Genomic DNA, 12,505 nt, shown 5'->3' with positions numbered 1-12,505 from the left:
TGAATCACTCTCTTGATATCAGCGCCGCCTACCCCAGGCTAAGGATCGAAATAAAATGAAGGACGCTCCCGATCAGGCAGAAGATATGGAAAACTCCGTGCACGTATCGCACGGACTTGCGTTTCCCGATAATATAGCAAACCGCACCGACCGTATAAGCGACGCCGCCCGCTAACAGTAGCCGCATCACGACCGCCGCGTATGCCTTCGCCATCGGGCCCCAGACGAAAACCGCGGCCCAGCCCAATCCCAGATAGCAAACCATCGAAAAAATACGGAAGGCTTTCAGGTCAATCGCAGTCAACGTAATCCCGATCAACGCCACGCCCCAGATCGCGCCAAACGTCGACCATGCCAACCCCGGGCGCCCAGCGCGCAGCCCGTTCAGCAGCAGCGGCGTATACGTCCCCGCAATCAGCAGGAAAACTGAACAATGATCCAGGACCTGAAAAACTTTCTTCGCCATCCCCGGCCTCAGCCCATGATAAACGCTGGACATCGTATACAACAGCGTCATCATAATCCCGTAGACCAGCCCCGTGCCAAACGCCCATAAATCATGCCTCCACATGGCACGCCAGGTCAGAATAAAGAAAGCGGTAATCCCGAAAAGGACGCCGACAATATGCGAAATCATATGGAACAGCTCCTCCCCGGACGTATAATCCGGCAACAGCCGATCCTTTAAGGAAATCCTTTTAACAGCACACATTTTCCCTCCTGAACCGCCCAATCCAAATCCACGCGGCGATTCACTTTCATTCTAAGTCGGTTTTTCCCGCCGCACGTTATTTCAGCGATTTTCTTTACATTTCTCAAAACCGTGTTAAAATAAATTCGTTAGTGATTGGGGACTCGTCTAATGGCAGGACAGCAGACTCTGAATCTGTATGTAGAGGTTCGAATCCTTTGTCCCCAGCTAAAATAAAACCGACGCATACGTCGGTTTTTGATTTCATCATCAAAAAAAGAAAAAACATTTCCCACCGTTATCGATTCGCACGACGGAAACGGAGTTAATAGCCTTCCTCGTCTTCCTCCTCCGGCTCATCTTCAATCCAATCCTCGACGTCGAGATCCTCCTCGTCATTGTCGTTCTTGTACCAGTCGTCCATATCGTCAACCGTGTCGATCATATCCTCGACCGGCTTCTTCGACGATGGAGTAAACGTCAGACAGCCGCGATTCGAATCCAATTCAACCAAAGCCGCGCTGCAATAGTTATCGTCCAAGAATTCACATTCCAAATATTTACATCGAATTCTCGCCATTTTCCCTCTCCTGTTTCGTAAAACCTGACTTCCGGGCTTCTGTTCCCTCGATTGTGCCGCTATTCTAACCGATAGCGGATAACCTGTAAAGAAGATCCGCGTATTTTGTCACCCCGGACGATCCCGATACGCGTCGACAACGTTCGGCAGTCCATGAATTTTCGTCAAAATCCGCATCAGCTCCGAGATATCGATAACCTCGATAACGGACTTAATCGTCACGTAATTATGCGTCACCATGACATTGAAGTTGATCAGATTGATATTCTCCTTGACCAGCAGATTGGTAATCTCGTTGACCAGGCCCTTCCGGTCATACGCCTGAATCGTAATCGAGACCGGATAGCGGACGGTTCCCGATCCCCAGGATACGGGTAAGATCCGTTCCGGGTTCTGAACGCGCGCTAAATTCGGGCAGTCAATTTTATGAATCGTCGCGCCTCGTCCTTTCGTAATATACCCGACAATCGGGTCTCCGGGCGCAGGGCTGCAGCATTTTCCCAGCGTCGTATAGATTCCCTTCCCGAGCCCTTCAATCGCGATACCGCTTGACGCGCCCGTCTGACCCTTCGAGAACGGAAGATCAGAGGGCTTCTGCGCCTCGGAAAGGCGGGTAATAATTCGGAAAATCGATAAATCGCCGCAGCCAACGCCGACAAACATATCATCGGCGTTCTTATATTCGAAGGATTTAGCCAGCTCGTTGAAATCCGGCTCGGCCAACCCCAACCGCTTCAGCTCCTTCTGAACCATGTCTCGACCCTGAACTAAATTCTGTTCCCGGTCTTGCTTTTTGAACCAGCTATTGATCTTGGAACGGGCCCGCTGCGTATTGACCAGCCCTAAATTCTGATTCAGCCAGTCCCGGCTCGGGCCGCCCGATTTCGTCGTCGTAATCGATACGACGTCCCCGTTCTTAAGCTTATAGCTCAGCGGGACCATTTTTCCATTAACCTTCGCCCCGCGGCAGCGGTTCCCGACTTCCGTATGAATCGTATACGCGAAATCGATCGGCGTTGAACCGATCGGCAGATTAATCAGGTCCTGATTCGGGGTGAAAACCTCGACGCGATCCTTCAATTCCTCGCGGATATGCTCCATGAACTCATCCGCCGATTTCCCGTCCTTCTCCAGGTCTTTCGCACGTCGGAGAAATTCGACCTTCTTCAGCGTCATCTCGTCAATTTTTCCGCGCTCTTTATACCTCCAGTGCCGGGCGACGCCGTATTCCGCCAATTTATGCATCTCGACGGTACGGATCTGGACCTCAAGCGGTTTTCCATCGGAATAAACGACCGCGGTATGGAGCGACTGATAGGAATTTTCCTTCGGCGAAGCGATATAATCGTCAAATTCATTCGGAATCGGGCGCCAATGCGTATGAATCTGACCCAGCGCCGCGTAACAGCTCGGGATATCGTCAACGATCAGCCGCAGTCCGCGCAAATCCCGAAGCTCCTCCAACGGCTTCCCCCGATCCATCATCTTCTGATAAATCGAATAAATATGCTTTGAACGCCCGCTGATGGTGCATTTAATCCCCGCCTGCGCCATGACCTCAGTAATATTCGCCTGAATTTTCTGAATCTCCCGTTCGCGGGCAGACTGCGTCGCGGCGATCGATTCGGTGATCATGGCGTACTGTTCCGGATAGAGATAACGGAACGATAAATCCTCGAGCTCCCACTTAAATCGATAAATACCGAGCCGGTTCGCCAGCGCCGCGTAAATATCGAGCGTCTCCTGCGCGATGCGTTTCTGCTTCTCCGGAGTCGTATATCCGAGCGTCCGCATGTTATGCAGCCGGTCGGCCAGCTTGATAAAAATAACGCGATGATCGTCGGCCATGGCCAGAATCGTTTTCCGCGTATTCTCCGTCTTGAGCACCTTTTTCCGCGCCCGCTCCTTCGCCTCGGGCTCCTGAATCTCCGGCGCGCTTTCCGCTTCGGCCGGAATCCGATCCCGATCGATCGGTCCGAACGTCGAACGGTCATGTTCCATCCGCTTAATCTGCCGAAGCTTCGTCACGCCCGAAACCAGCAAGTGAATCTCTTCCCCAAACTCCTCTGTCAGGACCTCGTCGGTAACCGCTTCGTTGTCTTCAATCGTATCATGCAGCAGCGCGGCAGCGATAATCGTCACTGACAACTTCATCTCCGCCAAAATCATCGCAACCGCGACGCAATGCGTAATATAGGGCTCGCCTGAATCTCGAATCTGATCCGCATGCGCCCGTTCCGCAAACGCATAAGCTCGTCGAACCAGATCAATATCGACCTGCGTATAAAATTCTGGTAAGCACTTGATTAAATCATCCAGTAACATCGGCCAATCCGAACCTTTCCCGCATCGCGGCAATTTCTCCGCCGGAGGGAGATTTTCAGCCTTGAAAAGAATCATCCCTCGTTTCCGGGAACTCCGTAGTTCGAAGTTCCCGTCGATACCGATGTGCAGTTATGCCAAACTATTTTAACGTATTTCACGGAGATTTCAACCCGCAAGCGTCCGATACCGCCAGAATCATTACCAGGCCGTTCAGGACGCCCGTTCAGGACAAAGCCCATCATCGTTTTCGACAGAGACCAATCGGCGCCGAAACGGGAAACTGCCAGGCTGTTCGCCTGGCAGTTCTGTAAGAAGGGAGAAATAGTTGCCGAATCCATTCCGTGTCCACGCCGAATAAAGCTTGGAGAATGAAACAAAAGGGAGGCCGGCGTCTACACGAAAGATTCAGAGAAGAATTATTCTTATTTCACGAGCTCCGCAGCCAGTTTTTTCAGGTTTTCAACGCCCTCGTCGTCCGGCGCTTCAAAGCAAATCACCGGCGAACCGACCAACGTCAGGCCATCCGCGACGCAGTCCGCTTCCCATGTTCGCATCCACTCGCCTTCCGCCCAGCTATACGAACCAAAGAGCGCGATCGGCTTTCCCTTGAGCTCCGGCTTGCAACCGTCGAACATCGGCTGGAACTCGCTGTCCTCAAGTTCTTCATTCCCCATCGCGGGGCAGCCAAACGCGATCGCGTCGTAATTCGCGACTTCGGCTGCGCTGAATTCACTCGCCGTGAAAACCTTGACTTCCGCGCCAGCTTCGACAATAGCGTCCGCTAAAACGTTCGCCATCTGCTCCGTGTTACCGGTACCGCTCCAAAACACAACTGCAACTTTCTTCATGATAACCTTCCTTGATTTTTATATCGCGATCGTCAGCCGCGAAAGCGAATAACCCTCGCGAAACTTCGTCGCGTAGACCTGACTGCATTTACGAAACCGACGGAAACAACGCACCGCCGATTCCACGTCAGCATAAACCTTCCAGACGCCGGTCATTTTCGCGCCAAGCCCCTTGTTCTCGATAAAACCACGAACGTCCTCGACCGGATAGCCCAGAAAAAGTCCAATTTCATGCGGAAACGTTTCACGATCCCGAACGTTCTCCGCCAATCGATTTACCATGTCCGCCACGCTGGCAGCCCCGCGATAACCGAACCGATCCAACATGTCGCGCGCCTGCAGATCTTCTAAAATTACGCGCAGCTGCTTCGGCCGGTACACGTAGAGCAACGCCCGATTCTTCCGGACTCGGAGCGCCTGAACATTGACGCCCTTACTCACGAGCTCCTGATTAACCCTGTCGATCCAACCAACCAGCGATTCGAGACCGTCGATCTCCGTCGTGACTAACGCGCCGACTTTTATTCCCGCGAGCGTCGGCGCACAATGATGAATAAGAATCTCTTCGGTTATGCTGGCCTCCTGTGGTTAGAGAGTTCTAACCCGCGGCGATAAAAATTAGCTGCGTTGTACCGCGCTGGGACTATATTAGCATATGCTAACTTTGCTGTCAACCCCAGTTTTTTGAGGAATCTGATAAGTGAGTAGTGCGTTACAGGTTTGAAAGGGGTATCAGGGCGAATAAGTTTGTGCTCGATGTCGCACGCAATCAGAGGGTAGTAAATCCGCGCTGCATTTAACCCCCTAAGAAATAACACGGAACACATTAAAACGACGTTTTGACGTACACGCTGACAAGCAAGGACGAAACACGGCAAATTCCGCTTAGAGAACACCGGCCTCAGCGGCTTTTCAGATACGGGCGTCATCGGCATAAAAGCCTACGCGCTCCTCGTTCAGGTCAATTTCATCCTGCCTGACGGAACGGTGCTGCCGATTTCATGCGATCCGTTCCAGAATTGTGGATTTGAAGGGCAGGACTGCAATTTAGTCCGGGAAGATTTCTGATATGGCAGGTTCGCCGAGGAAAAGACGGAAAATCCGTTACAATTAAAAAAAATGTAACACGGCTGTAAACGAGGTGCTATGAACGGTATCACCCTTGAAAACTTTCCGGATTGGTTCTTCTCGATTTTCGATCCACGCTGGGCGGGAATCTTCGGGTTCCTCGCTTTTTTCCTGATCATCCTCTATCTCGTCATCCGGCTCTTCGCATGGCTCGTTCAGATCTCGAAAGCCAGGCCGAAAGCGTCGGTTCAATTCAAAATTGACGATGTCAACCATGTCCTGTTCAAGAAAAAAGGCTATGCGACGTTCGACCTGTACATTTCGAACAGCGGCGGCACGCCGATCACCGTGCTGCAAACCGGTTTCGTCCTCTCCGACGGTTCCGAACTCGTCATTCGCGACGCGGACGGGAACGCAAAAAAACCGGATAAACCGGAGCTCGATCCCGGAGAAAACGCGTTTTATGATAATTGTGACTTTTATTACACAATTGCGCAGCACGGAGCCAATTACAAAAAAATCGAACGACTATTCGTTGACCTTCGTGCCGTCGGACGGGTTTACGGAGAAACGAATATTAACCCGCTTCTCAACGACCGTCATATCCGCGACATCCTGACCGACGTTAAAGGACTCAACGGATTTTAGTCAGATCCTTAAATAAAAAACGCATTGAAAAATCCCCTCTGAAAGGATTCGTTTTATGGCGACAACGTCCGTCCCGGAACCGCGCGTCAGCGTCTCAGATTATCAGAAAGGCTTCCTCATCCTGAGGATCTACCTGAAAGCCATGGCTTTCGCTTTCACCGGCGGCATGGCGGCAACGCCCCAACTGATGTACGATATTACGCAGAAGCATAAACTCCTGACCGAAGACGAGTATACCGAAATTATCGCGCTCAGCAATTCGCTCCCCGGGATTATCGGCGTCAACAACGGCTACTTCACGGGAAAACGCATCGCCGGGAATTTCGGCGCCGCTATGGCAATCGCCGGGACGGTTCTTCCGGCGTTTCTCAGCATGATCATCGTCGCGATCCTCTTCCGGCAGCTTCCCGAATCGCGAATCATGCGCGGCGCGATCAACGGGATCCGCGCCGTATCGATCGCCGTCCTGGCGCAGACCGGCGTTAACATCATCCTCAAGAATAAGTCCGCCCGTTTTTCCCGTGTGATGATCGTCGCCGCGCTGCTGATTCCCCTCTTGACACCGATCGGCGCGTTTTACACGATCCTTTTCTGCGGCGCTTGTGGAATTCTTTACCTGCGCTTCGCGGACCGCTCCGCCGGTTCACAGCGAAAAGAGGAGGCATAAACGATGCCGATTGCGATTACGCTATTCCTGATGTTCCTGAAAATTGGATTCACGTCTTTCGGCGGCGGGTATGGGATGATGTCGATGATCCTCGACGAGGGGATCGCCCGCGTCGGACTGACGACCGCTGAATTCGCTGATATGGCCGCGCTGGATCTGCTCTGTTCCGGACCGGTCGCCGTCAACGCAGCGACTTATATCGGATACATCAAAGGCGGATGGCTCGGAGCGCTTCTGGCAACGATCGGCGCGGTTCTTCCCTCGCTGATGGTCTGCACAGTTGTCCTTCTCTTTCTCGACCGTTTTCACGACAGCAAAATCGTCAAAGGCCTTTTCGTCGGGATTGTTCCAGCGACAGGAGGATTGATGATCTTCACGGCGTTGAAACTGTCGAGGTCGATCTTTTTTAACGCTGAGACCTTCCACGAAATTTTATCCATCCCAATGACGCCGACAACGATCGGAATGACCGCGTTATTCGCTGCGGCGCTGATCGCCGCCATAAAATTCAAAGTCAATCCGATCTGGCTGACGCTCGCCGGCGCCGTTATCGGCGCGATGTTCCTCGCTTAGTCTCAAAGGCTTCGGAATTCTGTTCGCTGCGGAAAGAAATCAAGCGCGGATTCAGGCCACATTTCGTCATTCAACGAAATAGATCCGATTCGTCCTGCTTTCGAAAACCTTCGTCAGGTTCAGCTCGAATTTCCGCTCCGCGACCTTATACGCGGCGCGCTCTGCCGATCCGATAACGACGTAGCGAACTCCGTACCGATCGAGCAGTTCCGACACGAGCCGCCAGTCCTTCGATTCGTAAATCTGGCGCACGTCGTCGTTGCGCGAGCCAATCTCCGCGTATCCGCCGCGCCACTGCGATTCATGATTCATCGGCCCGAGAACCGTCGGGAGCCCGCTGAAAATACTGAAAACGTTATCCGCAGAGTAAGATCCGCCAACCTTTTCAACAATCTGACCATACGGGGCCGTTCGGAGCCACTCGACCGTCGCCCAATCATTCTCACGGCCCGCGCGAACAAACGCTGCGCCGTCCAACGAAAGCCCGCGGCGTCCAAGCGCCCCGACCTTCGACGTTATTCCCCAGAACGGATATACCGCCGCGCTGAGGAGAAACAGCGCCAGAGCCATACGAACCGCAACGCAGCCGGCCCTTCCTCGAATCCCGCGCCATAGCCGGTTCACCGCGTAAGCAGCGCTGAGACTCAGTAAAATCCACGCGAGGTAATAAAACTTGAAAATTGTATTCATTCGCGTTCCGAAAAAATCGCGCAAATAGAAGAATTCCGGGAACAGGATCAGCGCCCCAGCCAGCGCGCACAGCATCGCGATAAATCGATCCGCCCCGTTCAATTCAACATCGACAGGCCCGGATAAAGTCCGCCCCCGCGTCAACAGGCATAACGCCGCAGCGATCATCCCCGCCAGAATCAGCGTCGTCGCGAGCGTCTCCCCGCGCCGAATCAGGAACCCGACGAACGGATTCACGCTTTCCGTCGCGCCCTGCCCATCGAGGAAAAGCTTCGCGATCGTCCTGAACGACCCCGCGGACGCCGAAAGCCGCGTCATAGCCCAGAACAGTACAGTCGTTACCGCCAGGAGAAACGCCAGAATCAACCCGGTCCAGCCGAAAATCGTCCGCTTCGCGCTCCGCGGAATCGAATCCCGAACGCGAGCGGCGAGCCAGATCAGGATCGGGAGAAGGAACGCCCCAAACATGATCGACAGGTGAAGCCAGCGCGTCGTATACACGCCGCTGGGGAGAATTCCGCCGGCCTGGGACGCGAGGCCCTCCATGAATAATCCATAAAACCCGATACAGGCGGCTCCGAACGGGATCGCCGCCCAAACCGCCGTTTTAAGAAACGCCGAAAAAGGGAATAAATTTTTTCGCAGCCCGAACGCGAACCCTGCGACCGTCAACAGGAACAGGAACGGGAAATCCCACGTGTTAATAAAAATCGCGGCCCCGACGATCAGCGCGGAAAGCCAGAATTCCTCCCGAAAGACGAACCATCGCCAATCCGAAACCGCGCCCGCGATCCCCTCCTTCACGCTGAATTCGAAGCCCGATTTCTCCGCCCAGCGGCAGCCCGTCCAGGCGACCGCAATCGCCAGCAGCACGAATGGAATCGCGATGACATGCGGATGCAGATCGCCCAGATAAAACGAGAAAAACGGGAACTCGTCGATCACCTCGCGCGTCGACCCGTCCAGCCCGATATCCTGAAGGACCCGCGACGCGCGCCACCACCAGATCCCGCCCCGGCCGGTTGGATCGACCGTCGCGGACGCGATCGGCGCGTCGGTCAATTCCTTCAACCCGACCCATTTCCAAAACGCAGAAGTTCCGTCCGCGTTCCAAAACAGCCGCAGCGAATGCAGACTTTCAAACAGCCCTTCAGCGTTTCCCAGCAGCAAAAGAAAAACCGGCGCCAGAAGCGCGCCCGGTTTGAAAGGCGCGCAATCCTTTTCGCGATCGCCGCCATGACGCAGCAGCTCCCCGATGAGCTCGAACGACCCGGCCGCCGCCATGCCGAAAACCGTCGCCAGCATCAGGTTAAAGCCAATTTCCGACGGAACGCCTGAAAACCGGATCAGAATCGCCGTCATCAGATAACCAAAGTAGTAGTAAGAAATTGAATACCCGCTAAGCCAACCATCGGCGGGCGGGAGCGTCTCCGACCGCAGGATCCCATTGATGAACATCATCTCCATCGGCTTTTCGGTTCCGGATATGTCGGGACCCGTCCCGCGGAACAGGAGCACCAGCGCAAAACCGCAGAGAAAGACCGCCTCGGAAATCACAATCGTTTTCCAATTCCGCCGGACCCAATGAAAAAACTCCCCTTCACGATCCAGCCAGAGCGTCCGCACGGACCATGCGGCGACCGGCGCCAGCGCTGCCGCCAGACCGCCCAATGAATTTTGGGCCAAACCCAATACGCCGAAAAGCCAGAAAAGGAATCCAATCAGGATCAGGCTCAGCGGCCTGTAAAATCCGACGCCGCGGCTGCGCCATGCCGAAAAATAGCGAAAACCGACCGGCGCGGCCAGCAGGCTCATCGCAGCGCCAGCGGCCAACCAGGTACCGACCGCAATCATTTCTTCACCTCATATATCACCGTATCCCGGTCACGGAAAACCGTTTTCCAGGCATCGCCGTCCGCAGCGTCGAATTTCGCGATCCCCGTCGGGTCGTACAATCCCCGTTCAAGCTGACCGACGATCACATAACGAACGCCATACGTATCGAGAAACGCACGCGCCGCCTCAACCGACGCCGTTGTATAAAAATCGTTGACGTCCTCAACCCGCTTCCAAACCGCCTCAGTCATCATCGTCCGCTGCTGGCGCTGATGATAATTCCAACCAATGACCGAGGGCAGCCCGGTATACACCGTCATCCGGTTTCCCCATTTATATTCCGTCGCATGACCCTCAACGATCGTCGGCGAACCGGAGACGTTCTCCTGGAGCCAGCGGATCGCGTTGGCATCCTGAGACAGGTCCATCGTGAAACCGTCCTGAGAATAAAACGCGCTGTCCATGTACGCCATTCCATCGAGTGAGTGCGGCGCGGTTTTAACCATGCGGTCGCGAATCTTATCCATACTGGCGGTCAGCGTAAACAGCGCCCCGCTGAAAAGCAGGCAGGAAAAAAGGACCTTCCATGCCGTCGCCGTCATTTCCGAAAAACGACTCCGGGAACCCGATTCATTCCCAGCCCAGCCGGCTATCACCACAGCGGTCCCGATCGCGGCCCCCAGCGCCATCAGCGTCCAGGCCTGATTGTACAGCTTAAAAACCATATTCATTCGGCCGACGTCGCCGCGCAGCGCGGTAAATTCAACGAATAACGTGATAAAAAACGCGGTCCCCAGACAGAAGAAAATAATGCGCTTCAGGAGCGGCTGACCCGGACGGAGAAGGAGAACCAACGCCCACAGCATCAACGGGAACGCGATCAAACCGACCGGCGCCTTCGTCGCAGCGAAAAAACCGAAGACAATAACCAGGAACACGGCGAAAATAAAAAAGCCGGCCTGAACCCTCGCGTAAAACTTTCGAACCGCGGAAATCTTAACCACCTTCAGCCAGTCCATCGTCTCATAGATCAACCAACCGGCAACCGCGAACAGGAATATCCCCCAGTGCAGAAGATACGCCCACTGCGGCGTTCGGTCCCCCTCCCAGAACATCATGCCCGAATCGCGCCAATTCGTCAGCAGGTACGGCAGGAAAAGTCCAGCCGAAACGACAGCTACCAGGACGACGGACGCGGCGATAATCCACGCTTTCCGCGCCGCCGCGTCCGGACCGCTCAAGCGGAAACGTCCGACGATCAACCCGATCGCCCCAATCGCCAGCAGCAAAAACGTTGGGAAATCCCAAGTATTCGTCGGGATCAGCGACCCGATCGTCAACCCTCCGCCGATCAGCGCGATCACCCACTCGCCCCATTTCGGGAGCGCGCACCGATCAACCCGGAAGGCCAGCGAAACGATCCAGACCAGAACGAGAACCGTTATCGGCAGCGCGAACAGGTGCGCATGAGGATCGCCGTAAAGAAACGTAAAATACGGGAATTCGGTAATCGGCTCACCGGGAATCGCCCGGCTCGGAATCCAATACCAATCGCCCGGGTAAAGCTGAAATCGATGCCCGGCGAAGAGCTGGCGGATTCCGACAAAAAAAGCTATGAATCCGTTCGCCTGACCCTCAACCATCGGAAGCGCCTGCCGTCCCAACTGGACGAGCTGCGATCCGATAATTCCAAGCGTACCCAGATTGCCGATCAGCTGTAAAAAAGTTACCGAAAGCAGGCCTGTTCCTGTCGCCGCCGACTCTGACCCGTCCGGATACAGGCCGCGAAAAATCGTCGCGCCAATCGAAAAAGCGCCAACGCCCAAATATGCGAACCAGGTAGGCAGGATCAGGTTATACGCGACCGACGGAACGATCCCCAACCACTTCGTCAGCAGCCCGGACAGGAAAAATCCATAATAATAATAATTAAGCCGCCCGCCGCTGAACCATGGATCGTAAGGCGGAAGAATCGTACTCTTGAGAACAGCGTTGAAATACGAGAAATCCATTGGCTTTTCTCCGCCTTTATACGGGTGCCAGAGGTCAGGATTCCCCAGACGGATCAACAGAAAAAACACGAACAGGCCCAGGAAAACCGCTTCGATCGTCAGAATCCGCTTCCGATTCGAACGCAGCTCGCCGCAGATCACTTTCCAGAATCCGAAGAAAAGGATCAGGTTCACCAGCGCCCACGCGCAAAAACAGGCCGTCATCGTAATGGGAAGAAACGTCGCGCCGAACTGGCTCGCGAGCCAGACCGTCACGCCCCAAACAAGCAGGCCAAAGAACCGCGAAACGCCCCAACCGCGAACACTGTCGCCGCCGAAAACCAATCGTGTCAGCGGATAGAAAACGGTCCCAATCGCCAAAACCGTCAGATACCACGCCAAAACCGTCAACAGCGGAACGGCGTTCACCGCCGCGCCGCGGGAAAACAGTTCGCTCCAGGTTCCTCCGGCGGATTGGACCCCGGCCTCAAAACCAGTCATCATGGGTATCATCTTTCCTCCAGCCCGCGCGCAGCCGTTTCACGCCGCCGGGGCCTCCATTCATCCTGAATTATATAACGCTTCCCA

The 12,505-nt window shown here is 54.5% G+C and carries 10 protein-coding genes and 1 tRNA gene; 4 read left to right on the top strand and 7 right to left on the bottom strand.

The genetic code is table 11. From position 1 onward, the window contains the following. Window positions 1–28: 28 nt before the first annotated feature. Complete coding sequence (locus BEQ56_06765; GenBank protein ID AOH43202.1) at window positions 29–712, bottom strand: hemolysin III family channel protein; 684 nt, start codon at window positions 710–712, stop codon at window positions 29–31. A gap of 136 nt (window positions 713–848) precedes the next feature. Here BEQ56_06765 and BEQ56_06760 point away from each other — a divergent pair. Beyond that, a tRNA-Gln gene (locus BEQ56_06760) sits at window positions 849–922 on the top strand. Between the two features lie 94 nt (window positions 923–1,016). On the opposite strand, the gene BEQ56_06755 is transcribed toward BEQ56_06760, so the two are convergent. The 4 genes from BEQ56_06755 to BEQ56_06740 form a co-directional block, all read right to left on the bottom strand. Further along, window positions 1,017–1,271 carry a hypothetical protein gene (locus BEQ56_06755; GenBank protein ID AOH43201.1) on the bottom strand — a complete coding sequence of 85 codons (255 nt, stop codon included), beginning with the start codon at window positions 1,269–1,271 and terminating at the stop codon, window positions 1,017–1,019. A 108-nt stretch (window positions 1,272–1,379) separates the two neighbouring features. Further along, complete coding sequence (locus BEQ56_06750) at window positions 1,380–3,596, bottom strand: (p)ppGpp synthetase (GenBank protein AOH44445.1); 2,217 nt, start codon at window positions 3,594–3,596, stop codon at window positions 1,380–1,382. 422 nt (window positions 3,597–4,018) lie between these two features. Then, window positions 4,019–4,444, bottom strand: coding sequence for a flavodoxin (locus BEQ56_06745; GenBank protein ID AOH43200.1), 426 nt, complete (start codon window positions 4,442–4,444; stop codon window positions 4,019–4,021). An 18-nt stretch (window positions 4,445–4,462) separates the two neighbouring features. Further along, window positions 4,463–5,017 carry a hypothetical protein gene (locus tag BEQ56_06740; protein AOH43199.1) on the bottom strand — a complete coding sequence of 185 codons (555 nt, stop codon included), beginning with the start codon at window positions 5,015–5,017 and terminating at the stop codon, window positions 4,463–4,465. Window positions 5,018–5,590: 573 nt separating this feature from the next. Between BEQ56_06740 and BEQ56_06735 the strand changes: the two genes are divergently transcribed. The 3 genes from BEQ56_06735 to BEQ56_06725 are packed head-to-tail and all read left to right on the top strand — an operon-like array spanning window position 5,591 to window position 7,400. After that, complete coding sequence (locus BEQ56_06735; protein ID AOH43198.1) at window positions 5,591–6,160, top strand: hypothetical protein; 570 nt, start codon at window positions 5,591–5,593, stop codon at window positions 6,158–6,160. A 55-nt stretch (window positions 6,161–6,215) separates the two neighbouring features. Beyond that, the gene (locus tag BEQ56_06730) at window positions 6,216–6,827 is read left to right on the top strand and encodes a hypothetical protein (protein AOH43197.1); all 612 of its coding nucleotides are present in this window, start codon (window positions 6,216–6,218) and stop codon (window positions 6,825–6,827) included. A 3-nt stretch (window positions 6,828–6,830) separates the two neighbouring features. After that, complete coding sequence (locus BEQ56_06725) at window positions 6,831–7,400, top strand: hypothetical protein (protein ID AOH43196.1); 570 nt, start codon at window positions 6,831–6,833, stop codon at window positions 7,398–7,400. A gap of 66 nt (window positions 7,401–7,466) precedes the next feature. Here the strand turns inward: BEQ56_06725 and BEQ56_06720 are convergent, their stop codons facing one another. Both BEQ56_06720 and BEQ56_06715 read right to left on the bottom strand, forming a co-directional pair. Then, entirely contained in the window at window positions 7,467–9,944 is a 2,478-nt protein-coding gene (locus BEQ56_06720) for a hypothetical protein (protein AOH43195.1), read from the bottom strand. Beyond that, window positions 9,941–12,421: a hypothetical protein gene (locus BEQ56_06715; GenBank protein AOH43194.1), complete on the bottom strand. Its 2,481-nt coding sequence runs from the start codon at window positions 12,419–12,421 to the stop codon at window positions 9,941–9,943. The genes BEQ56_06720 and BEQ56_06715 overlap by 4 nt, the downstream gene beginning before the upstream one ends. Window positions 12,422–12,505 lie beyond the last annotated feature (84 nt).

This window comes from Anaerolineaceae bacterium oral taxon 439, from assembly GCA_001717545.1.
Classification (GTDB): Bacteria; Chloroflexota; Anaerolineae; order Anaerolineales; family Anaerolineaceae; genus Flexilinea.
This window is presented reverse-complemented; position numbering and strand designations above follow the sequence as displayed.